Source organism: Sphingomonas sp. SORGH_AS_0870 (assembly GCF_031453175.1).
In the GTDB taxonomy this organism is placed as follows: domain Bacteria; phylum Pseudomonadota; class Alphaproteobacteria; order Sphingomonadales; family Sphingomonadaceae; genus Sphingomonas.
In genome coordinates this window covers 4,032,723-4,056,027 of the sequence record NZ_JAVIYW010000002.1, presented here as the reverse complement: position 1 = coordinate 4,056,027, position 23,305 = coordinate 4,032,723, and the positions used below count along the sequence as shown (strand labels likewise).

18 protein-coding genes are annotated in these 23,305 nt (G+C 71.5%); 10 read left to right on the top strand and 8 right to left on the bottom strand.

Annotated features, from left to right (window positions below):
• The first annotated feature begins 1 nt into the window (after window position 1).
• The 7 genes from pelG to pelF are packed head-to-tail and all read left to right on the top strand — an operon-like array spanning window position 2 to window position 8,716.
• Window positions 2-1,399: an exopolysaccharide Pel transporter PelG gene (gene pelG, locus QE363_RS18780; RefSeq protein WP_309697736.1), complete on the top strand. Its 1,398-nt coding sequence runs from the start codon at window positions 2-4 to the stop codon at window positions 1,397-1,399.
• Window positions 1,399-2,280: an endo alpha-1,4 polygalactosaminidase gene (locus QE363_RS18775; RefSeq protein ID WP_309698245.1), complete on the top strand. Its 882-nt coding sequence runs from the start codon at window positions 1,399-1,401 to the stop codon at window positions 2,278-2,280. The genes pelG and QE363_RS18775 overlap by 1 nt, the downstream gene beginning before the upstream one ends.
• On the top strand, window positions 2,277-3,935 hold the full coding sequence (locus QE363_RS18770; protein WP_309697734.1) for a hypothetical protein: 1,659 nt from the start codon (window positions 2,277-2,279) through the stop codon (window positions 3,933-3,935). The genes QE363_RS18775 and QE363_RS18770 overlap by 4 nt, the downstream gene beginning before the upstream one ends.
• A complete protein-coding gene (locus QE363_RS18765) occupies window positions 3,932-5,422 on the top strand; it encodes a hypothetical protein (RefSeq protein WP_309697732.1) in 1,491 nt (496 codons plus the stop codon). The genes QE363_RS18770 and QE363_RS18765 overlap by 4 nt, the downstream gene beginning before the upstream one ends.
• Complete coding sequence (locus tag QE363_RS18760; RefSeq protein ID WP_309697730.1) at window positions 5,419-6,363, top strand: hypothetical protein; 945 nt, start codon at window positions 5,419-5,421, stop codon at window positions 6,361-6,363. The genes QE363_RS18765 and QE363_RS18760 overlap by 4 nt, the downstream gene beginning before the upstream one ends.
• A complete protein-coding gene (locus tag QE363_RS18755) occupies window positions 6,360-7,232 on the top strand; it encodes a hypothetical protein (RefSeq protein WP_309697728.1) in 873 nt (290 codons plus the stop codon). Before QE363_RS18760 ends, QE363_RS18755 begins: the two co-directional genes overlap by 4 nt.
• Window positions 7,229-8,716 (top strand): GT4 family glycosyltransferase PelF, encoded by a 1,488-nt coding sequence (pelF, locus tag QE363_RS18750; protein ID WP_309697726.1) that lies wholly within the window; start codon window positions 7,229-7,231, stop codon window positions 8,714-8,716. Before QE363_RS18755 ends, pelF begins: the two co-directional genes overlap by 4 nt.
• Window positions 8,717-8,831: 115 nt before the next feature.
• Here the strand turns inward: pelF and QE363_RS18745 are convergent, their stop codons facing one another.
• From QE363_RS18745 to QE363_RS18730, 4 genes are all read right to left on the bottom strand, one after another.
• On the bottom strand, window positions 8,832-10,430 hold the full coding sequence (locus QE363_RS18745) for a TolC family outer membrane protein (protein ID WP_309697724.1): 1,599 nt from the start codon (window positions 10,428-10,430) through the stop codon (window positions 8,832-8,834).
• Window positions 10,420-11,763: an HlyD family type I secretion periplasmic adaptor subunit gene (locus QE363_RS18740; RefSeq protein ID WP_309697723.1), complete on the bottom strand. Its 1,344-nt coding sequence runs from the start codon at window positions 11,761-11,763 to the stop codon at window positions 10,420-10,422. The genes QE363_RS18745 and QE363_RS18740 overlap by 11 nt, the downstream gene beginning before the upstream one ends.
• Window positions 11,760-13,466 (bottom strand): type I secretion system permease/ATPase, encoded by a 1,707-nt coding sequence (locus tag QE363_RS18735; RefSeq protein WP_405053226.1) that lies wholly within the window; start codon window positions 13,464-13,466, stop codon window positions 11,760-11,762. The genes QE363_RS18740 and QE363_RS18735 overlap by 4 nt, the downstream gene beginning before the upstream one ends.
• Window positions 13,467-13,600: 134 nt before the next feature.
• Window positions 13,601-14,836 (bottom strand): histidine-type phosphatase, encoded by a 1,236-nt coding sequence (locus QE363_RS18730; RefSeq protein WP_309697719.1) that lies wholly within the window; start codon window positions 14,834-14,836, stop codon window positions 13,601-13,603.
• A 199-nt stretch (window positions 14,837-15,035) separates the two neighbouring features.
• Here QE363_RS18730 and QE363_RS18725 point away from each other — a divergent pair, with 199 nt between their 5' ends.
• Window positions 15,036-17,843, top strand: coding sequence for a TonB-dependent receptor (locus QE363_RS18725; RefSeq protein ID WP_309697717.1), 2,808 nt, complete (start codon window positions 15,036-15,038; stop codon window positions 17,841-17,843).
• Window positions 17,844-18,029: 186 nt separating this feature from the next.
• Window positions 18,030-18,785 (top strand): DeoR/GlpR family DNA-binding transcription regulator, encoded by a 756-nt coding sequence (locus QE363_RS18720; RefSeq protein WP_307101044.1) that lies wholly within the window; start codon window positions 18,030-18,032, stop codon window positions 18,783-18,785.
• On the opposite strand, the gene QE363_RS18715 is transcribed toward QE363_RS18720, so the two are convergent.
• The gene (locus QE363_RS18715; protein ID WP_309697714.1) at window positions 18,743-20,047 is read right to left on the bottom strand and encodes an MFS transporter; all 1,305 of its coding nucleotides are present in this window, start codon (window positions 20,045-20,047) and stop codon (window positions 18,743-18,745) included. The two genes, QE363_RS18720 and QE363_RS18715, sit on opposite strands and share 43 nt — an antisense overlap.
• A 115-nt stretch (window positions 20,048-20,162) precedes the next feature.
• On the opposite strand from QE363_RS18715, the gene QE363_RS18710 reads away from it, so the two are divergent.
• Window positions 20,163-21,098 (top strand): glutaminase, encoded by a 936-nt coding sequence (locus QE363_RS18710; protein ID WP_307101040.1) that lies wholly within the window; start codon window positions 20,163-20,165, stop codon window positions 21,096-21,098.
• On the opposite strand, the gene QE363_RS18705 is transcribed toward QE363_RS18710, so the two are convergent.
• Genes QE363_RS18705 through QE363_RS18695 form a run of 3 tightly spaced genes read right to left on the bottom strand, consistent with a single transcriptional unit; the run spans window position 21,004 to window position 23,259 of the window.
• Complete coding sequence (locus tag QE363_RS18705; protein WP_307101038.1) at window positions 21,004-21,378, bottom strand: hypothetical protein; 375 nt, start codon at window positions 21,376-21,378, stop codon at window positions 21,004-21,006. The genes QE363_RS18710 and QE363_RS18705 overlap by 95 nt on opposite strands.
• The gene (locus tag QE363_RS18700; protein WP_309697710.1) at window positions 21,371-22,936 is read right to left on the bottom strand and encodes a PepSY-associated TM helix domain-containing protein; all 1,566 of its coding nucleotides are present in this window, start codon (window positions 22,934-22,936) and stop codon (window positions 21,371-21,373) included. The genes QE363_RS18705 and QE363_RS18700 overlap by 8 nt, the downstream gene beginning before the upstream one ends.
• On the bottom strand, window positions 22,933-23,259 hold the full coding sequence (locus QE363_RS18695) for a hypothetical protein (protein ID WP_309697706.1): 327 nt from the start codon (window positions 23,257-23,259) through the stop codon (window positions 22,933-22,935). Before QE363_RS18695 ends, QE363_RS18700 begins: the two co-directional genes overlap by 4 nt.
• Window positions 23,260-23,305 lie beyond the last annotated feature (46 nt).

Genomic DNA, 23,305 nt, shown 5'->3' with positions numbered 1-23,305 from the left:
CATGGCGGGCATAGGTTTCCAACTGGCCAGGATGGCGCGCGAGGGCGGGGTCGGCGGTATCGCCGGCGCCGCGCTTCACGGTGCCGTCATCAGCGCGGGGCCATGGCTGATCACCGCGATCGCGGTGGCGCTGCTCCAGCATTGGGCGCCGCAGGCGATCGGGGCGGCCGATGCGCGCATGGTGCGCACCGTCCTGATCTATGGCTTCAGCCTGTCGGCGCTGACCGCCGGGCCGATCGCGATCCTGGCGACGCGGCTGGTCGCCGACCGGCTGTTCGCGCGCGATGCCGGGGGCGTGCCGGGCATCCTGCTGGTTGCGCTGGCGGCCGGGGGCGGGGCGGCGATGGTCATGGGCGCGCTGGTCTTTGGCGGGCTGGCCGGGCTGCCGCTCGGCCAGGCGGCGCTGGCCAGCCTGCTGCTCGCCTGGCTGACCCAGATCTGGATCGCCGCGCCGATGCTGACCGCGCTGCGCCATTATCGCGCGGTGCCGGTCGCCTATCTGATCGGGATCGGCGTCGTCGCGCTCCTGCTGGCCGCCTGGCCCGCGCCGAACGGGACGATCGTGCTGGCCGGGGTCACCGGGGGCACGGGGGTGACGCTGGGCGCGATCATGCTGCTCCTCCGCCGCTATTTCACCGCGCCGCCGGTCATGCCCTCGCGCGGGCTGATCGCGTGGCGGCTGGCGCTGATCGTCGCGGCGGCGGGGCTGGCGGGAGCAGTGGCGCTGTGGATCGACAAATGGCTGCTCTGGGGCGGACCGGCCAGCGTCGCGATGCTGGGGCGGTTGCGGCTGAACCCGATCAACGATGCAGGCAGCTTCCTGGGCCTGCTGACGCTGGTGCCCGGCCTGACCCTGTTGCTGATCGTCAGCGAGACGCGGTTCGACCAGGCGTTCGGCAATCTGATGGCGCGGTGCACCGGCACCTCGACTCTGGCGCGGATCGAGGAGGCGCGGGCCGAGCTGATCGGGACGCTGTTCGACGGCCTGCGCCTGCTGGTGCTGATCCAGGCGCTGGTCGCCGCGCTGGCCTGGGTGCTGGCGGTGCCGCTGTTCGAACTGATCGGTGCGGACCCGCGCGGCATCTTCGCCTTTCGCCACAGCGCGGCGGGGGCGGTGTTCCATCTGGTCGCGATCGGCGCGACCATCGTCCTGTCCTATTACGACCTGTTCGCGCGGGTGGTGCTGATCTGGACCAGCTTCGCGCTGGCGAGCGCGCTGGCGGTCTGGCTGCAATGGGATGCGGGCTATGCCGCTTTCGGCTGGGGCTATATGGCCGGGGCGATCGTCGCGGCGTCGGTCGGAATCGCGCTGGTCGCCGATGCCACGATCCGCCTGGTGTATCTGCTGTTCGTCGGTAACAACCCCGCCGTGGTCGGGTGCGAGGGACGGTGGGCGTGATGGACGGAATGGCGGCGATGGTGGGTCGGCGCGCGATGCTCGTGCTGGGGGCGGGCGCGCTGGGGCTGACGGTCGCCGGGCGGCAGGCCGGTCGGGGCGAGGGCGGCGTGCCCTGGCGCTGGGGCGTCGATTACGGGCCTGCGACCGATCCGGTGCTGGCCCGGCAGCTCGACCTGCTGGTGCTCGAGCCGGATCACCCCCGCGCGATCGACCGGCTGCGCGGCCCCGGCGGCCTGTTGCTGGGCTATGTCAGCCTGGGCGAGGTGCAGAAGGCACGCCCCTATTTCGCCGCGCTCGACCGTGCCGGGGCACTGCGCGCGCCCAACCCGCATTGGCCGGAGGCGCGGCATGCCGATCTGCGCCATCCCGCCTGGCGTGCCGCGCTGCTCGATACCGTCGTCCCGGCGATTCTGGCGCGCGGCTATGACGGAATCTTCATGGATACGCTCGACAATGCCGAGGCGATGGAACGGGCGGACCCGATAGGCGGCAAGGGCATGGTGGCGGCGGGCGCGGCGCTGGTCGCGGCGCTGCGCGCGCGCTTTCCGGGGATCCGGCTGATGCTGAACCGGGGCTATGCCGCCTTGCCCGAGGTCGCGCCGCATATCGACTATCTGCTGGGCGAATCCATGGCCTCGCGCTGGAGCTTCGCGGACAAGCGGTACGAGATGCTGTCGGACAGCGACTGGGCCTGGCAGGCCGCGCGGCTCCGCGCCGCCAAGGCGCGCCATCCCGACCTGGTTCTGACCACGCTGGACTATTGGGACCCGGCGGACACGCGCACCGTCGCGGCGCTCTATGCGCGGGAGCGGGCGGCGGGCTTCAGCCCCTATGTCGCGACGCTGGCGCTCGACCATCTGGTGGCGGAGCCGGCGGGATGAGGCGCCAGTCGTCGCAGCGCTGGATGGCGGTCGCGCTGCCCGTCGGGGCGGGTGTGTCGGTCCTGGCGCTCGGCCTGTTCCTGATGCCCAGCGCGCGCGAGGTGGAGCAGACCGCACGCCGCGCCGCACCGCCGCCCCATCCCGAACTGGCCGCCATGCTGCCGACCGCCGATGTCCCGACGCTCGCGCGGCTGACCCGGACGCTGATCGCGGCGGGCGTGGCGACCAGCAGCCTGCAGGTCGGCTATGACCTGGTCGCCGCCGGGCGTCCGGCGGTCGCCATCGCCTATCTGGCGGCACGGCCCGATGGCGCGACCCCTGCGACCTGGGCCTTCCGGGTCGAGACGCTGCGCAGGCTCGGCCGCCGCGCCGAGGCGGAGGCGCTGCTGGCCGAGGCGGTGCGCAGGCCCATCGGGGTCGCGCCCCCTGCGATTGTCGCGGCGGGCTATGCGCTAGACCGTCCCGACCTGCTGGTCGCCGCCGTCCGTTCGGGCGCGATCCCGCCGCCCGATGTCCGGCTGGCGCATGATCTCGCCCAGCGCGCCGAGGCGCAGGGGCATGGCGACTGGATCGTGCAGCTCGACCAGGCGGGGGCGGCCGATTGGCGCGCGGCCGATCCCTGGCTGGCGTTGCGGGTCGCCCAGCGTATCGGCGACCGCGCCGCCACCGAGCGGGCCATCGCGGCCCTGCCCGCCGCCGAGCGTGAAGGCGCGCGTGCCGACTGGCTGACCCGCACCGGCGACCGGGCAGGGCTGCACCGGATGCTGCTGGCGCGGGCGGCGCAGCCCGGTGCCGTCCTGCCCGACCTGGCCGAGCGGTTGCTGGCGCTGGGCGCGCGCGACGACGCGATCGCGCTGCTGCGCCGCGCCGCCGCCGGGCAGTCGCCCGCCGCGCCCGAGGGGCAGCGGCTGCTCTATCTGATGGGACCGCGCCCCGCCCCGGCGGATCGTGAGTGGTTGCGCCAACAGGCGCTGTCCGGCCCGGCCGACGAGCAGGGCCGCTGGCTGGCCGCCTATGCCGAGCGCGACGCGCCCGCCGCCGCGCTGGCCTTTGTCCAGCGGCATCCGCTGGCGGCGCGGACCGATATTGCGATGCTGCGGCTGGGTCTGGCGCAGGCGGCGGGGGAGCGCGGCGCGGCGCGTGCGGCGATGGCGACGCTGCTCGACGGACGGACGCTCGACCCGGCCACGCTGCGGCGGGTTTCGGCATGGGCCGGGGGGCTGGAGCCGACCCAGGCACGGGTGCTTGCCGAGCGGCGGGTCGCTGCCGGGATGGCGGGGCCGCGCGACCGGCTCGATCTGGCCTGGGCGGCGTGGAATGCGGGGGATGCGGCACGCACCCGCGACCTGCTGCGCGACCATCTGGCCGAGACGCCGGGCGATCTGTCGGCCCTGCGGCTGATGGCGGACGCGCAGGCCCGGCTGGGCGGCGCGGCGGCGGCGCGGCCCTGGCTGGAACGGGCGCTGGCGCAGGCCCCGGCCGGGCGGGTGCGGGCCGAACTGCTCGACCGGCTGGGCCGTCGTGGCGAGGCGCTGGCGCTGGTGACGGATTTGCGCCGTGCCGCGCCGCGCGACACCGAACTGGCGGCGCTTCAGGCGCGGCTGCTGATCGCCTCGGGCCAGCCGGGGCGCGCGCGGGCGGTGCTGACGCCGTGACCCTGGACGACCTCGCGGCGAGCGGCGGCGCGCCCGTGCCCCAGCTGGTGGTGCCCGACACGGTCTTTGTCGATCGCCGCATCGTCGCGCCGGGCGAACCGCATCTGGTCTGGCCCGCCGGGGCCGCCCTGTCGCTGGAGCGGAGCGGGGGCGAACTGGTCGTCCGCTATGACCGCCCGCCGAGCGAACAGGCGATCCGGGACTTTCGCGAGGCGGCGGGCGACATGCTGGGCGATCTGCGCTGGAACGACGTCACGCTGGTGTTGCGCCCGGCGGCGGGATGGCGGATGGATGCGCGGGTCGTCGGCCCGGCGCTGATCGTCGGCTTCGCGCTGGTCGCCGCCGACAGCGACGACACCCAGGCCGCGCCCGCCGACCCGGCGCGCGAGCTGGCCCATGCCGCGATCGAGGCCGATCTGGCGGCGGGCTATCCGGGGCGCGGGCGGCGTCAGGCCCAGGCGCTGCTCGCCCGCGATCCCGACGATGGCCGCGCCGCGCGCCTATTGGCCGATGCGCGCGCGATCGATGGCGACACGGCAGGCGCGGCGCGCGGCTATCGCGCCCTGGCTGCCGATGACAGGAGCGCCCGGCGGACCATCGCGGCGGGGGGCGGCACCGCCGCCATGGGGCTGGTCGCGCGCGAGGGCGGCGATCTGGGACAGGTCGAGGCCAGCCTGCGCGCCGATGTCCCCGTCGCCGATGCGGTCGCGATGGGCGGCGGCCTGCGGCACTTGCAAAGCCGGGTCGATACGCCCGAGGAGCGGCGGGACCGGGCGGCGACGGTGGCGGATGCCAGCCTGGCGGTCGCGCTGGGCGATGCGGCGCGGTTGCAGCTTCTGGCCTCCGCCGCGCTCGACGACGGTGTGACCGGCGGCGGCGCGCGGGTCACCTATGGCCCGGCCGAGGCGCAATGGCGGCTGACCCTGACCCGCCACATGCCCGACTATGCCACCCCCGCGCAGGTGCTGGCGGGCGGCTATCTCTCGCGCGCGGCGCTGGGGGCGACCTATCGCCTCGGCTCGGGGCTGGTGGCGCAGGGCGAGGTGGGGCTCAACCGCTACGGCCTGGCCGGTGAACACGCGGCGAGCGACACGGTGACGCTGGCCGCCGGGCTCGAGTATCTGATCCGCCGCCGCTATCCGCTGCTCGGCCTCAGTTACCGGGTGGAGGCCGAATATGTCCGCCGCGCGCTGCTGGACGCGGGCGGTGCGATGGCGATCCCGCTGGCGGATCGCGAGAATCACACGGTGCAGGCGATGCTGGGCGAGGCGCTGGGCGCGGTGCAGCTGACTGGGCTGGCGGGCTGGACGGTCGACCGCTTCGGCGGCGATGGCCCCAATGCCAGCCTGGCGCTCGCCGCGCCGATCGGGCTGGTCTGGCGGGTGGAGGCGTCGGGCGGGCTGACCTCGATCAGCCGACCGGGCTTTTCGGGGCAGCAGCTGTTCGGCCGCGCCGTCCTGACGCGCAGCCTGGGACGGCCCCGGTGAGCGCGGCGACGACCGAAGAGGCGCGCGATCCTGTCCGCCGACCCGGCTGGCGACGGGGGCTGCGCATCCTGGGCGAGATCGCGCTGGCATTCGGCGCGCTCGTATTACTCGACCATCTGCTGACCGGGGGGACGGGCTTTGCCGATGTGCGGCCCAGCCCCTATTGGATCCCGGTGCTGGTCATGGCGCTGGTCTATGGCACCGGGGCGGGGGTCGTCGCGGCGGCGACGGCCTCGGCGTTCTGGCTGGTCGCGGCGCATGGCGACGGGACCGAGCGCGACTATCTCGACATGCTGTTGCACCTGTCGCTGCCGCCCCTGCTCTGGGGGATCGTCGCGGTCGCGGTGGGTGAGGCGACGCTGGTCCGCAAGCGGCGCTATAGCCGGGCGGAGCGGCGCGCGGCGCAGGCGACGCGCGACATCGGGCGGCTGACCGACGCGCATGAGCGGCTGACGCGCACCAATCGCGCGCTGCAACGCCGGGTCGCCTCCGACCCGCGCACCATGGGCCATGTCGTCGCGGTCGCCACCCGGCTGGCGGCGAAGGACGCGGCAGAGCGGTGCGCGGCGATCGCGCAGCTGATCGCGCTGGCGGCGCGCAGCGAGGATTTCACCGTCTATCGGATCGTCGGCGACGGGGCGCTGGTCTGGCTGCGTGGCGCGGCGGTGCAGGGGCACAGCCCGGGTCGCCCCGACAGCCTGTCCCCCGCCATGGTGGAGGCGCTGGCCGGGGACGACCGCATCCGCCATGTCGCGCGCCGCGCCGATCGCACCCGGCTGGCCGGTTTGGGCGTTGCGGCGGTGCCGTTGACGGGCGAACGCGGCGCCATCGGCGTGCTGCTGTTCCACACCATCCCGATCGAGGCGTTCAACGCGCATCGTATGGCCGAGCTGACCGAGATCGGCGCCTGGCTGGCCCCGCTGATGGACGGATCGGCGTGACCCGGCGTTACGCCGCGCTCGCCATTCTGGACCTGGCGTGGGTCGTCCTCGTCATGGCCTTTGTCCCGGCGGGCGGGGCGGCGGTGACGATCGCGCTGCTCGGGCATGCCGCGCTGAGCCTGGTCACCTATGCCGTCTGGCTGCGGTCCGATCCACATGGCGGCTATGCGGCGGCGATATTGGGGCTGGGCGGGCCGGTCGGGCTGATGCTGGGGCAGGGGCTGGGCCGGATGGGCGAGCGCTGGGCGACGGGCAGCGCGTGGCATGACCGGCTCGACCGCATGTTCGGCGCGCGTGCGGTGCCCGCGCGGCGGCGCGGCGCGGCGTTGGAAATGGCGCGGCTGCTCGACGGGCGGGTCTATCATCCCGCCCCCGAACGGCTCGATTCGCTGCACGGCGTCCTGCGCCATGGTCCGGTTGCCGCACGTCGCCGCGCGCTGGAGACGGTGGTCCGGGCCTTCGAGCCGGGTCTGTCGCCGCTGGTCGCGCAGATGCTTAACGATCCCGACCAGACCATCCGCGCGCTCGCCGCCGCCGCCTCGGCGCGGATCGTCCAGAATCTGATCGAGCAGCGCGCCGTGCTGGAGGCGCGGGTGGCGGGGGGCGATAGCCAGGCAGCGGTGACGCTCGCCCGGTTGCTGGCCGAGCATGGTCGCGCCAACCGCCTGTTGTCGGATACCCAGCGCCAGCATCTGTGCGCGGATGCGGCCAGGCTGCTGCGCGCGCATGGCCTGGGTGCGGAGGCTGACGCGCTTGCGATCGAGGCGGCATGGGCGGCGCAGGACTATGCCGCGATCGACCGGCTTCACGCGCTGGCATGCGAATCGGACGACGATGCCCTGTGGTGGCGGATGGAGGCGGCGCGATGACCCGCATGGGCGAGGCCGACGACCTAGACGCCGATGTCTGCCTGATCGTCGAGGGCGCCTATCCCTACGTCATCGGCGGCGTGTCGGGCTGGCTTCAGGACCTGATCACCCATTTGCCCGAGATCCGCTTCGCCGTGGCCGCGATCAAGGCGGGGCCCGCCGCGCTGCCGTTCCGGATCGCCCCACCGCCCAATGTCGTGATGGTCCGCGAGATCGGCCTCGCCCCCGCCGCCGCCGCGCCGCGCCCCATCCCCAACCGGGTCGCGACCCGGATCGCCGAGGCGCTGATGGCCTTTGTCGCGACCGGCGAGCGGGCGGCGATCGCCACCCTGCTCGACCTGTTCGCCGGGCTGGACCCGATGCTCGTGCCCGGCGACATATTGGCGCATCCCGCGACCTTCCAGCGGTTGCAGCGCCATTACCGCGCGATCCTGCCGCGCGCGTCCTTCCACCATTATTTCTGGGCGATGCGCACGCTGCTGGGCGGGCTGCTCGCGGTGCTGATCGCGCCCTTGCCGCGCGCGCGGGTCTATCACACCATCTCGACCGGCTTTGCGGGCTTGCTCGCGGCGCGCGCGGCGCAGGCGACGGGGCGGCCCGCCTTCATCACCGAACATGGCATCTATCTGCTCGAACGGCAGATCGAGGTGATGATGGCCGAGTGGATCGGCGACCAGATCGACACCGGGCTGGAGCTGGAGCGCAGCGTGCGCGACCTGCGCGACCTGTGGGTGCGCGCCTTCACCAGCTATGCCGAGGCTTGCTACGCCGCCTGCGACCCGATCGTCGCGCTCTATGGCGAGAATAACGCGGTGCAGCGGCGGCTGGGAGCGGCGGCGGAGCGGGTGCGGGCGATCCCCAACGGCGTCGACGTGCGCCGCTTCGCGCATCTGCCCGACCGGCGCGATCCCGCCCGGCCCGTCGTCGCGCTGCTCGGCCGGGTGGTGCCGATCAAGGACGTGAAGACCTATATCCGTGCCGCCGCCATCGTCCACGCCGCGCGCCCCGACATCCGCTTCGTCGTGCTGGGCCCCGAGGACGAGGACCCCGAATATGCCGCCGAATGCACCGCGCTGGTCGCCGAACTGGGGCTGGGCGAGGCGCTGAGTTTCGAGGGGCGGGTCCGTATCGAGGACTGGATGATGCGGATCGACCTGCTCGTCCTGACCAGCCTGTCCGAAGCGCAGCCGCTGGTCATCCTGGAGGGGGGCGCGTGCGGCATCCCGGTCGTCGCGCCCGATGTCGGCAGCTGCCGCGAGATGATCGAGGGGCGCGGCGGCGCGGATAGCGGCCATGGCGGCATCGTCACTCCGCTGGTCAACCCGGCCGCCACCGCGCAGGCGATCCGCCGGATCATGGACGATCCCGACCTGCGCACCCGGATGGGCGAGACGATGCGCGAGCGGGTGGTGCGCGATTACGACCATCCGGCGATCATCGGGGCCTATCGGCAGTTGTACGGGGAGCTCGCGGCGAGGAAATAAGCCCCTCCCCTTCAGGGGAGGGGACGGGGGTGGGGCGCTTCCGCGAGCGTGGCCCCGTGGTGGAAAGGCCCCACCCCAACCCCTCCCCTGAAGGGGAGGGGCTTGATTGGTCGCGTCAGCGAGGGCCGGGTGCCCCGCCGGTCACCACCGTGTCGCTGAGGTCGCCGAAGGAGGGGGCCGGAAGCACCGGCATCGGCGTAACCGGCAGCGACTGGCCCAGTCCCGCCGGGGGTATGGCCGTGGCGGGGCGGAGCATCGGATCGGTCGCCGCCGCCAGCACGGGCGCGGGCCTGGCCGCCACCGAGGGGCGCGCGGCGCGGTCGATCGGGGCGAGGATCGGGTCGAAGGGGCCGAAGACCTGCTTCTTCACCTGTCGGATATGGGCCGAGGCGTCATAGGTCGGCACCCCCGCCTCGATCACTCCCGCCTGCAACCGGCCCAGCGTCGCCAGCAGTCGCGCCTGCGCGACATAGCCCGAATAGCGCGCATTGGTCTCGACGATCTGGGCGTTGAGCAGCCGCTGTTCCGAATCGAGCACCTCGAAATTGGACCGGAAGCCTTCCTGGAACCCGCGCCGCACGCCGGTCAGCGCGGCCTCGGCCGCCTGGGTGGCCAGCTGGCCCGAATCCTGTTGGGTCTGTGCCGCGACCGACTGGTTCCAGCTGTCCTGGACATTGGCGAGCGCCTGTCGCCGGGTGCTTTCCGCCTCGAAGCCCAGTTGCTGGCGCTCGGCAACGGCGGCGCGGATGCGCGACCCGATCAGCCCGCCCGCCAGCAGCGGCATGGTGACGCTGACGCCCCCGGTCGCCTGTCCGCCCAGGTCGCGGACCTGATAGGAATAGGGGCTGGCATAGCCATAGCCGCCGGTCAGCGCGACGATCGGCGCGCGTTCGGCGCGCTGCGCGGCGATCCGGGCGTCGCCCGCGCGCGCGGCCATGATCGCCTGCCAGATGGCGGGGCTTTCCTTCTCGGCGATCTGGAAGGCACTGTCGAGCGAAGCGGGGCTGCCCGGCAGGCGCGGCGGCGGCGCGAGGCGGCCGGGATTGCGCCCGACCAAAGCGGCAAAGCGCGCGCGGCTGGATTGCAGATTGGCCTCGGCCTGGGCCAGCTGCGCGCGGATGATCTCGCGCTGCGCGCGCGCCTGCGCGATGTCGGTGCGGGTCAGGTCGCCGCCGCGTTCGCGCGCGACCGCCTGGTCCACCTGTCGGCCATAGCTGTCGAGCGAGCGGGTCTGGATCGCCACCAGCGCCTGGTCGCGCAGGACCGAGGCATAGGCGTCGACCACCGCGAGCAATATCTCGTTCTCGGTCTCGCGCAGCCGCTCGCGCCCCGCCAGCACGGTCGCCTCGGCGGCGGACACCTGCGCGGCGGTCCGGCCACCGTTCAGCAGGATCTGCGAGGCGGAGATGGTCGCCCCCATGGTCCGCGACCGCACCGTGCCGAACTGGTCGAGCAGGTTGCGCTGGTCCTGCTGGCGATACTGGAAATTGACGTTCACCCCGACGCTCAGGCGGTAAGGCGATCCCGCCTGGATGATCTGTTCGTCGAGCACGCGCAGCTGCGCCCGTCCCGCCTCCAGCGTGGGGTTGGTGCGATAGGCGTCGGCGATCGCGCGGTCGAGCGTGTCGGGATCGTACAGCTCCTGCGCGGCGGCCGGGGCGGCGGCCAGCATCAGCGGCAGGCAGGCGAGGCGGCGCAGCGCGTCAGCGTTCATGGAAGGACTTCGCAAAGGCCTCGGTCAGCGGATCGAGGAGATATTGCAGCGCGGTCCGCCTGCGCAGCGGTACGGTGACCGCGACCGGCACGCCCGCGCGGATGCCGGTATCGCCGCCGCGCACCGCCGCGATGCGGGCGATCTGGTCGCGCGGCACCGCGACCTCGGCGGAGAAATAGCTGCGGCCCGAGGCTTCGTCGCGCAGCGCGTCGGCCGACACCGAATGGACCGTGCCGGTCAGGATCGGCAGCCCCCGGTCGTGGAGCGACAGGAACTTCACCTCGGCGGGCCGCCCCGCGACGACGCCGTCGATGTCGCCGGGTGCGAAATTGGCGCGCACGATCAGCGGCGCGGCATCGGGCACGATGTCGAGGATCGGCTGCCCCGCCTGGATCACCCCACCCACGGTAAAGACGCGCAGGCCGACGACCCGGCCCGAAACCGGCGCGCGGATCTCGGTACGCGCCAACTGTTCGCGGGCGGAGGCCCATTTGGGCTGCATCTCGTTCAGCTGGAACTGGGTGTCGCGCAGGCTGGCGGCGGCTTCCTCCACCTGGCGGCGGCGGGTCTGCACCATCTGCGCGCGGGTCTGGCCGATCTGTTCGCGCGCGGCGGCGGAGCGCGAGCTGTAATCGGCATCGGCCCCCTCCAGCTGCTGCATCGAGCGTTCGATCGAGCGGACCGTGTTGCGCGAGACATAGCCCTCATCGGCCAGCTTGCGCGTACTCTCCAGCTGCTGGGCCAGGCTCTCGCGCTGGCGAGCGGTGGCCTGCGCCTGGGCATTATAGCCCGATGTCTGGCGGCCGACCTCGGCGGCCTGCTGGCGCAGCACCTGGTCGCCGGCGGCAAGCGCGGCGTTGCGGCTGCGCAGCTGCGCCAGCTGGAGCGCCTCGGCGCGGGCGATCAGCGGGCGGTCCTCGGCCGATGCCGTGGCGAATTCGGCGGGCCAGACGACGGCGCGGCCCGCAATCTCCGCTTCGAGCCGCGCCTTTTGCGCCTGGAGGTCGATGACGCTGGCGGCGAGCGCACGTTCGCTGGCGGCGACCTCTGCCCCCTCCAGCCGGAACAGGATCTGCCCCGCCGTCACATGCTGGCCGTCGCGGACTGCCATCGCCTTGACGATGCCGCCGTCGCGATGCTGCACGGTGCGGCGATTGCCGGACACCGTGACCTGTCCTTCGCCCGCCGCCGCCGCGTCGAGCCGCGCGACCGCCGCCCAGCCCAGCCCGACGACGAAGAACAGGAAGGCGATGATGCCGCCCAGCCGGATCGCGGCGCGCGGCGAATCGTCGAGGTGCAGCCGTTCGGCCAGCTGGGCGCGGGCGGGGGTCATCGGCCGCTCCCGGCATGCACGAAGCCTTCGTCAGGACGGCCCGGCGCCTGCGACCGGATCACCTTGGCGCGGTCGTCGAACAGCTGCACCTTGCCGTCGCGCAGCAGCAGCACCTTGTCGACGATCTGGAGCAGCCCGGTGCGGTGGGTCGACACGATCACCGTCGCCTTGCGTTCGCGCAAGGACAGGATGCAGCGCGCCAGCCGCGCCTCGCCCTCGCTATCCAGATGCGCATTGGGTTCGTCGAGGAACAACAGGGTCGGCCGCCCGAACAGCGCGCGGGCCAGCGCCACCGCCTGCCCCTGTCCGGCGGACAGCCCCGCCTCGCCGCGTTCCAGCATCGTGGCATAGCCGTGCGGCAGGCCCAGGATCACGTCATGCGCGCCTGCCTCCTGCGCGGCGGCGACAACCTCGGCATCCAGCGCCTCGCTCTCGCCGTCGAGGACGCCGCGGAAGCGCGCGATATTGGTGTGGACGGAGGCGGGGAACAGCGTCGGCGCCTGCGGCATGAAGCCGAGATGGCGGCCCAGCTGCTCGCGATTCCAGTCGGCCAGCGACGCGCCGTCGATCCGCACCTCGCCGCCATCGGGGGCCTGCGCGCCCGCCAGCACGCGCAGTAGCGTCGACTTGCCCGCGCCGCTGGGGCCGACCAGCGCGACGACCTCGCCGGGATTCACCGCAAAGCTGATGTCCGACAGGATGGCGCGGTCGCCGCCGGGGGCCCGCACCTCCAGCCCGCGCACCTCGATCCGGCCGATGGGGGCGGGCAGGATGGTGGTGGTGCGCTCGGGGCCGGGGCGGCGGCAGAAACCGTCGAGCGAGCGCCACGCTTCGCGCGCGGCGGTCAGCGGCTTGATCGCGCCGAGGATCTGCTCGACCGGCTGAAGCGCGCGGCCCAAGAGGAGCGAGGCGGCGAAGATCGCGCCGCCCGAAATCTCCTGCTTCACCGCCAGCCAGGCGCCCAGCGCCAGCGCCAGCGATTGCAGCAGCTGGCGCAGGAATTTGGTGACCGCCAGGAACTGCCCCGATCGGCGCGACAGCGATGCCTGCCGCCGCGCCAGATCGGCGCGTTCCAGCAGGTGGCGGGTGACGAGCGCGTCGCGCATCCCCAGCGCCTGCGCCACGTCGGAGGCGAGGATCGAGGCGTCCTGCTCACGCTGCGCCAGCGCGGTGCGGCCGCGCAGCGCGACGACGCTGGATTCGGTCATCCGCTCGCTGGCGATGGCGATCGCGCCCAGCAACAGTGCGCTGACCAGGGTCAGCACGCCGATCCAGGGGTGCAGCAGGAAGGCGATCAGGATGTAGATCGGCGCCCAGGGTGCATCGAACAGCGCGATGACGGGCGCGCCGGTCAGGGTGGAGCGGACCGTGTCGAAATCGCGCATCGCCTGGGCGCGCTCCATCGCGGTACCGCTTGGCGACCCCAGGATGCGCAGCAGGATGGCGGGCGCCAGCCGCCGCTCCAGCCGGATGCTGGCGCGCAGCAGCAGCCGCATCCGCACCGCATCCAGAATCGCATAGACGCCCAGCGCGATCGTCAGGATCAGCGTCAGGAGGAGCAGCGTCGGCACGCCGCGCGTCGGCACCACCCGGTCATAGACCTGGAGCATGAAGATCGACGGCGCGAGATTGAGGAGGTTGATCAACCCCGAAAACCCCGCCGCCGCGATCAGGTGCGGACGACAGCCGCGCACCACCGGCATCAGGCCGGGGCTCGGCGATCCGTGGGACGGGACGGAATCGGGGGGCGACATGATCGCCGCTATAGGCCCCAAAGGGTAAGCGAAGCCTTTAATCCGCCATCCGTTCCGTCCCGGATTACGACACCCGGCCGGGCTTACCGGGCCAGCGGCGCCAGACGGCGGCCGAACAGCGCGACGAAGCGGTCGAGCGGGCAGGGCGCGGCGGCGGGACAGCCGGGCACGCGGATGGGCGTGACGGTCACGTCCGCCGACTGGTGGCGCAGCCGATCGGGCGACTGGGTGCGATAGGACAGGGTGACGAAGCGCCGACCCCGGCGATCATGCCAGCGCTCGATCATCACCGCCCCGCCCGGCGCGGCATCGTTGGTCGCATAGCCCGGCGCGACGAGGTCGAAGCCGAGCAGCCCGGCCAGCGCGGTGACGTTGGTGTCGTGCCCGACCAGCATGTCGACCTTGCGCCCGTCGCGGGCGGTCAGCGCGTCGATCATGTGGCGGCCGAACGCGGCCGACTGGTGCGCCGCCATATAGGGCGAGCGCGAATAGACGTCGAACAGCGCGGCATGGACCGCACCCAGCCGGGCGAGCACCGCGCCATCGACCGGCACGCCGCCGACCGAGGGCGACAGCCCCTCGGCATATTGCAGCAGCAGCACCTGCGCGGTGCCCGAGGCGGTGCGGATCGGCCCCGACAGGTCGATGCCCTTGCCGTCCGCCGACGGCGTCAGGCGCGGCGCGCCCGCCGGATCGCACCCTTTGGGATCGCCGCAGCCCAGCACCGAATCGAGCAGGCGCAACGCGTCGCGATGCCGCGCGGCCAGCGCGTCCATGCCGCCGGTGAAGCGGTTGATGTCCGCCACCGCCGCCGTCGCGTCGAAGCGGGTGGCACGGGCGCGCAGCGGTTCGAACAGCGGATCGGCCTCGCCCATGGGGCGATGGCCGATGGTCAGCGTACAGCCGGGGGCGAGGCCCTGGGCATAGGCCCGTCCGCTGGCGATGGTGCGCGGCGAACTGTTGGTCCAGATGCGGATGCTGTCGGATGCGGGACAGCCGGTCGCGGGGAGCAGGCCGCGTGCCGCCCAGTCGGCGCGGTCGGCGCGCGCCTCGGTCGCCAGCGCCTCGGCCCCGCGCGGGGTCAGCTGGCTTTCGGGCGTCGTCCAGTGCGGCCAGGGGCTGGCGGTGCGGGTGCCGTGCGGCACTTCCCCATCCAGCGGCGCGCGGACGCCGTGGCGCATCAGCAGGACCACCCGGTCCAGGGTCAGGCCCGTGGTGCCCGGTGCCTGCGCCGCGACCGGCGCGGCCAGTGCTGAGGCGGTGATCAGGAAAAGCGCGGATCGCAGGTGGCGGCGAAGGGTGGCGGAGATAGGAGTCATGTTGGAGCTTTGAACCGTTTCCGGGTCAGGACTGTGACATTGGCCGGGCGGATCGTACCGAAGCGCCTATCCCACGGCCATTTTTTCAAATTCATCAAAATTCGGTCAATAAGTCATCGGACTGTCACAGCCCGTCTCTAGCGGGGCCGTCGAAGGCGCCCGGGGGGCGTCGCCATCACGATGTCCCAGGGGGAAAACCATGACCGCTTCGTTCAAGCGGGCGCATGTCGTGCGCCTATTGTGCGGCACCGCCGCCACGCTGATGCTGGCCGCTCCGGCGCTGGCCGCCGATCCGACCGATCCGATCGCCACGGCCAATGCGCCGACCGGCACCGACACCGATCCGCAGGTCGGCGAGGACGTCGTCGTCAAGGGGCATCGCCAGGCGGTGGTCGACGCGCAGGATGAACAGCTGCGCAGCCAGTCGCTGGCGACCGTCGTCTCGGGCGAGGAACTGCGCCTTCAGCCGCAGCAGAATCTGGCCGACCTGCTGACCCGCCTGCCGGGCATCAGCTCGTCGGTGGACCAGTCGCGCAACGCGGCGGCGACCGGCGAGGCGCAGTACGTCTCGATCCGCGGTCTCGACACCTCGTACAACGCCTATTCGCTCGACGGCGTGCGGCTGGCGCAGACCGATGCGCGCACCCGCGCCATCTCGATGAACCTGTTGTCGCCCTTCTCGCTCCAGACCGTGCGCGTCGACAAGGCGCCGACCGCCAAATATGATGGCGACGCGATCGCGGGCATCATCGACATGGTGCCGATCACCGCCTTCGACCTGCCCAACCATCGCAGCCAGATCCGTCTTCAGGGCCAGGTGGCGGGCCGTGCCGTCGCGCGCGGCGAGGACCCCTGGGGCGGCACCGCGCAGGTCGAGACCGCGCAACGCTTCGGCAATTTCGGCATCTATGCCTCGGCCTATTACGGCCTGAAGCATGTGCTGGGCGAGTCGACCGCGGTCCAGCACGACTGGGAGAAGTATAACAACAACATCCCCGGCATGATCCGCGACAATCTGGACAATCTGTTCGCGCGCGGTGTCCAGTGGCAGTCGTTCCGCAACCGGATCGAGCGGATGGGCGGGACGCTGAACCTCGACTGGAAGGGCGAGAACACCGACCTGTACCTGCATTCCACCTATGGCCGGTACAATCTCAAGAGCTGGATGGACCAGACCGCGCTGCGCCAGACCAGCCTAGCCCCCGACCAGATCAACCCGAACCCCAACAAGGGCTCGTACGACGCCGCCGGCTATCGCGCCGATTACGGCCTGACCGCGACGCATTATTTCCGCACTGAGCACAGCAACCAGGAGCTGGTGACGACCAAGCTGGGCGGTCAGACCCGTTCGGGCGACTTCACCTTCGACTATCACGGCGCCTATTCGCGCGGGTCTCAGGATTATCCCTTGCGCATCCAGTCGGGCTTTGCGGGCCGTCCCTATATCGGCACCGCCGACAATACGGGCGTCGCCAATTACCGCATGGTCACCTCGATCGGCCAGCGTACCTTTCCGCAGGTCGTGCTGACCGACGCGGCGCGCGCCTATCTGAGCGACCTGACCAAGCTGAAGCAATGGTACGTCACCCAGCAGTTTGAGAACACCTGGGAACGCCGCCTGGAGGGGCAGTTCGACACGACCTGGCATCATGCCGACCAGGGTCTGGTGTCCATCTCGGCGGGCGCCAAGGTCGAGGATGCCAAGCGTTACGCCAATGCGCTGGGCGATGACGGCGCGCTGCAATATACCTTCCCGCTCGCCAATGGCTCGGCCTCGCCGCGTTACGCCGCGACCGGCCCCGCGCTGACCTCGCTGCCCGGCCGGATGCTCGGCGGGTTCATGAACAATGCAGCGCAGGTGCCGATCTTCCTGATCGACACCGGCTATATCGAGGATCAGGTCCGCCAGCTCTCGACGCCCAAGCTCGCCAATCTCGATCCGGTCAAGCTGAAGGAAAACCGCCTCGACGGTCGCGAGAACCGGCTGAGCGGCTATGCCATGGCGACGATGCAGTTCGGCGACCTTCAGGTCGTGCCGGGCCTGCGCTACGAATATAACCGGTTCAAGGGCACCTATTGGCAGGACCAGGGCAACGACACCGGCAAGTTCGCGACCTCCAGCCGCAACTATGACATGTGGCTGCCCAGCGTCATCGCCAATTACCGGCCGAACGACGACATGGTCATCCGCGCCTCGATCCGGAAGAGCTATTCGCGGCCCGCATTCGACCTGCTGCTCGGGCCGACGCAGGTGACCCGCAACGATCTGGGCGAGGTGACGGGGGTGTTCATCCCCAACCCCAATCTGAATGCCCAGACCTCGTGGAATTACGACGCCTCGGTCGAATATAAGGGGCAGGGCACCGACTTCTTCTCGATCAGCCCCTTCTACAAGCAGCTGAACCACGTCCTGTTCGCGACCGGCACCACCAACGCGACCGGCGACTATAACATCTGGGGCAACCCGCAGTCGGAACAGCAGGGCGGGGTCGAGGTGTCGAGCCTGACCACCAACGCCACCGGCAAGATCTATGGCGTCGAGCTGTTCGGCCGCTATGCGCTGAAGGGGCTGCCGGGGCTGCTCGACGGGCTGGGCCTCCAGGCCAATGTCACGGTGCAGCGCGCCAATGCGCGCGTCTTCGTCAACGGCCAGATGCGCGACCAGCGTATGACCCAGGCGCCCAAGATCATGTACAACGCCGCGCTGTTCTACAGCCATGGCGGCCTGTCGGCGGAGTGGAACTATAACTACACCGGCGACCGCCTGTACGATCTGCGCTCCAGCCGCCCGGACACCTATATCCAGCCGACCACGATCTCCAACCTGATCGTCAATTATGTCCTGCCTTCGGGCCTGACGGTCGGCATGTCGGTGCAGAACCTGTTCAACGAGCACAGCTACTGGGCGACGACCAGCGAGCGGAAGGCCTATCTCTCGAACGACCGCAAGGGCGGCTATGTCGAGACGGGGCGCATCTACATGCTGAACCTGACCTACGCCTTCTGACCCGATCCTTCTCCCCGATCCGATACGCGCCCCCCGCGGGTATCGGAGCGCACCTCACGCCGATGGCCCGCAAAGCCATCGGCGTCTTTGTGTGCGGCCTGTGGCGTTTCTGGCCGGATGCGACGGCCGATTGACCGAAACGCCTCGCCGTCTAGCATGACCCCGATAGCAGGAGCCCGAACAGCCATGATGAAACGCCAGCGCCGCCAGACCGAGATCGTGGCGCTACTCGGAGAGGGGAATTTCCGCGGGATCGGCGATCTGGCGGCGGCGCTGTCGGTGTCCGAGGAGACGATCCGGCGCGAACTGCGCGTGCTGGAGGCATCGGGCGCGGTCGTGCGCGCGCACGGCGCGGTGCGGCTGGCCAAGGTGGAGACGGAGGGCTCGTTCGCCACCCGCCTGCAACGCCATGCCGAGGCCAAGCAGCGGATCGCGGCCGCAGTGGCGCAGATCGTCGCGGACGGCCAGACCCTGTATATCGATGCCAGCACCACCGGCCATTATGTCGCCCGCGCGCTGCGCGATCACCAGCGGCTGACCGTCATCACCAATGCGGTGGGGGTCGCCGCCGAGCTGGGCGGGCGCAACGACAACCGGGTGCTGCTGGCCGGGGGCGAGCTGGATTACGAATATCGCGCCTGTTTCGACGCGACGGCGCGCGACTATCTGGCGATGTTCACGCCCTCGCTGGCGATCCTGTCGGTGGAATCGGTCAATCTCGACCATGGCTTTGCCGATTATCATGCGGGCGAGGCGGCGGTGTGCCGGATGATGATCGCGCGCGCGCGCCGCACGGTGATCGCCGCCGATGCCAGCAAGTTCGATCGCCACGGCACCGTCCAGGTTGCCGCGCTCGACGGCGTCGCCATGCTCGTGACCGACGTGCCGCTGTCGCCCGCTTATGCCGAGGCGCTGTCGGCGGTGGAGGTGGTGGTGGCCTGATCGCGCGGAATGGCGAGCGCGACGACCGCGCCCGCCAGCGCCAGCGCGACATGGATCATCCAGAAACGGGGCACGCTCATCACCGGATAGAGCGTGCCCAGCTGCCCCACGACCAGATGCGCGACGAAGCCGTGGAGATAGAACAGCCCGGTCATCATGCCCCGCCGGCCGGGCGGCGCGGCGGCGGTGACGATCGCCAGCGCCGAGGGCCAGGACAGCACAACGCCGATGCCGAGCAGCAGGATCGCCGCCAGCGGACCCGCCAGCCCCACCGCGCCGACCCGCATCGACAGCAGCGCGATCAGGCCATAGCCGAGCGCGATCGCCACCCCGCCCAGCGCCAGCTTGGTCCCCGCAGCGGGCTCGCACCGCCGCCGCGCGAGCCAGGGCCAGAGCCGATACGCCCCCAGCGCCAGCGCGATGGTGAACAGTCCGTCCGCCGCCGCCAGCCAGCCGGGCGGCACGGCGAACCCGCCGACCGACAGCGCGACCCGCGCCTCGGCCCAGACCAGCACGATGTTGGTCAGCTGCTCATAGGCGCAGAAGCATAAGGTGACGGCGACGATGGCGGGCACCACCTGTCGCCATGCGATGGCCGCTCCCTCGTCCCGCGCCGCCGCTGGGACCGTGACGCGGGGGGCGGCGCGCAGCAGCAGCACCGCCACCGCCATGCTCGCCGCCATTGCGGCAAAGGCGGTGTCGAACCCGTACCGCTCGGCCAGCCAGCCGCACAGCAGCGGCCCCAGCAGCGCGCCGCCGTTGAGGAATGCCAGATAGGCCGCGAACAGCCGCTCGCCCCCCGCCGACCCGCGCAGCGCGCCGACCTCCGCCGCCAGATTGCCCTTGAGCAGCCCGATCCCACCGACCAGCAGGCCCAGCCCGACCAGCGCGAAGGGCCGTCCGGTCAGCGCGACCAGCCCCGCCGCCATCAGCCCAGCGCCGACGAACATCGCGACCCGCCGCCGCCCGCTGCGATCCGCCAGCCATCCGCCCAGCGGCAGGACCAGATAGGTCAGCGCGCCGTACAGCCCGTAAAGCTGCGAGGCGAAGGCGATGTCGCCTCGCGTCCCCGTCACCCCCTCGATCGCGGCGCGCAACCCGGCCAGGCCGAGGACCGGCGGCCCCGAGGGGCGCAGCAGGTCGGTCAGCAGGAACAGGGTGAGGAGCGACTTGGCGCCCTGAATCGCGAATCGCTCCCATGCCTCGACCCCGGCAAGGGTCCAGAATCCGGGGGCGGGCGGGGGCGTGTCCCTGTCGCGCATGGCGTTGCTGTCGGTCCGTCGTCGGGCTTGGGGAGGAAGCGACGGCTCCCTAGCGGCGGTTTGTGACGGGTTCGCGGCGCTCGACAAAGTGTCGCGCGCACGGCACGACGGCGCCATGGACCTGTCCGCCATCGTCGCCGACATCGCCGCCGAGATGGCGGAGGCCCCCGACCGGGGCAAACCGGCCGATTACATCCCCGCGCTGGCGGGCATCGATCCGCGCCGGTTCGGCATCGCCATCGTCGAGGCCGACGGCCAATGCCATCTGGCGGGCGATGCCGAGGAGAGCTTCTCGATCCAGAGCATCTCCAAGGTCTTCGCGCTGACCCTGGCGCTGGGCGCGGTCGGCGATCAGCTCTGGCGGCGGGTGGGGCGTGAGCCGTCGGGCACCGCGTTCAACTCGATCGTGCAGCTGGAAACCGAACAGGGCATCCCGCGCAACCCGTTCATCAATGCGGGCGCGATCGTCGTCGCCGACGTGCTGCTGGGCGGTTACGAACCGCGCGAGGCGATCGGCGAGATGTTGCGCTTCGTCCGCGCGCTGACCGGAGAGGACGACATCGTCATCGACGCCGCCGTGGCCCAGGCCGAGATGGAGACGGGGCACCGCAACCAGGCGCTGGCGCATTACATGCGCGCCTTCGGCAACCTGCATCATCCGGTCGACCGGGTGCTGGGCGTCTATTTCCATTTCTGCGCGCTCGCCATGAGCTGTCGGCAGCTGGCGCTCGCCGGGCGCTATCTGATGGCGCGGGGCCTCCATCCGGGGACGGGGCGCTCGGTGGTGTCACCGCAGCGGGCGCGGCGGATCAACGCGCTGATGATGAGCTGCGGCCATTATGACGGATCGGGCGAGTTCGCCTTTCGCGTCGGCCTGCCGGGCAAGTCGGGGGTGGGGGGCGGCATATTGGCGATCGTGCCCGGCCGGGCCTCGATCGCCGTATGGTCGCCGGGGCTCAACGCGCGCGGGAATTCGCAGCTTGGTACGCTGGCGCTCGAACGGCTGGTGCAGCGGACCGGCTGGTCGGTGTTCGACCCACAAGCCGGTTGACCGCGCGCAAGGGGGCGAAGGCCGCATGCGCGCGCACCGACAGGATCAGGTTGAGCGCGACGCCCGCGATCGAGGCCGCCCCCGCCAGCCGCACGATCCGCTCGCCCGTGATCGCCGTGCCGCTGCCCCACAAGGCGAGCAGTAGCACCGTCGCGCCGAGCAGCTTCAACCCGGTGCGAAGCCGGGCATCGTGCAGCGTCCCGGCGTCGCGTGCATGGCGATGGGAACCGGCGGCAAGCAACCAGAAGCCGACAAGGCACAGGGCGATCGTATCAAGCATGGGCAGGCTCCGAAAAGCGGCGGGTCCGTGTGGGAGTACGGGCGGCGGGACGCGCGCTGACCCGCGCGGCGACGGCGAAACCGGCACCGATGGCGAGACAGGCGAGATCGAAGGCGAGGAACACCTGATCCCCGTCGAGCAGCGAGGGGATCAGCCAGCGTGTGTCGGTCAGCGCGTTGACGACCGGGATCGCGGTCCAGAACAGACCCGCGACACCGAACAGGATCGTCCAGGCGCGCCGCGCGGGCAGGCCGAGTTGGGCGAGCGCGAGCAGGCCCCAGGTCCAGAACATCGCCGACACTTCCATATCGGCGCGGCCCGCCATCCCCGCCGGGATCAGCCGGTTGGCGAGGAGATAGGCCGCCATGCCGCACGGGAAGGCGGCGATGACCGCGATGTTCAGCCGCTCGGCCAGCCGAAGCCCGAAAAAGGGCGCCGCGCCCGGCTTGCGCCGCTTGGCGGTCCAGAGCAGCAGCCCGGTGCCGACCATCGCCGCGCCGGTCAGCCCCATCACGAAATAGGCCCAGCGCAGCGCGGGCCCGGCGAATTGCGCCAGGTGCAGGCCCAGCAGGACGCCCGCCGTCTGGATCGCCGAGGCGGGCGCGCCGCTCCGGCTGAGGAACCGGCCGGTCGCGCCCTCATAGACGACGATCGGGGTTTGCGCGCTGATCGCGCCATGCTTGGCCTGCGCGATCGTCACGCGCGCGGCGGCGTCGCCCGGATTGGTCACGATGACGCGGGTGGCGGGGCCGCCCAGACGGCGCTCGGCATCCTGGATCAGCGGCGCGATCGCGACGAGCGGACGGCGCACGCCGCTGGCAGGCACGTCGTCGGGCTGGCCATAGGCGGTCTGGACGAACTGCGCGGGCTTGGCGTAGTTCATCACGATCGGGTACGGCATGTACATGGTGATCAGGGTGATCAGCCCGGTATAGGTGATCATCGCGTGATAGGGCAGGCCGAGCACGGCGGTGACGTTGTGCGCGTCGAGCCAGCTGCGCTGCCCCTTGTTCCAGCGCAGTGTGAAGAAGTCGGCGAAGATCCGCTTGTGGGTGATCACGCCCGAGATGATCGCGCCCAGCATCGCCATCGCGCACAGCCCCGCCAGCCAGCGGCCCCAGGGGTACGGCAATTGCAGCTGGAAGTGGAAGCGATAGAAATGCTCGCCCCCGCGCGTCTCGCGTGCGGTCAGGGGGGCGCCGCTGACCGGATCGAGGTCCAGCTCGGTGCCGCGTTCCTTGGGATCGGGCTTGGCGGGGATGCGGAAGACGCGGGTGGCGATCGTCCGCGCGTCGGGCAGATAGATATACCATTGCAGGTCGTCGCCGCCGACCCGCGCGAGATGGCGGACCGCCGAGGTCGCCGCCTGTGCCGGGGTCGCGACGGCGGGGCGGATCTCGGGCTGCATCCACTGGGTGATTTCGGGGCGGAAATAGGCCGAGGTCCCGGTCAGGAACATGGTGAACAGAATCCACCCGGCGATCAGGCCCAGCCAGCCATGCGCCCAGGCCATGGTCTGCCGCCAGCCGCGCTGCACCGGGGCCGCCGCCTCGCTCACGCGCGGACCCCCAGCCACCAGAGCAGCGCCGCCATGACCAGCGCGCCGCCCCAGACCACCGCGGCAACGCGCGCCAGCCTTATCTCGTGCAGCGCCCACAGCCCGATGCCCGCATAGACCAGGAAGGACAGGATCATCGGCCATCCGGTCGCCTCGACCCGCGATTGCGCGTCCGACACCGGCAGGATGCGCGCGGTCAGCATCGCGGCGGCCACCGCGAATCCATAGCCGCCGACCGCAGCGGTCAGCCAGCGACAGCCCATGGCGACGCCACCGCGCCACCCCGAAGGAGCCTGTCCGTCCATGGCCTGGCGTGACGCCACCCGCGCTTTCCCCTTGTCATCTCGATGTCATCGCTTTAGCAGCATT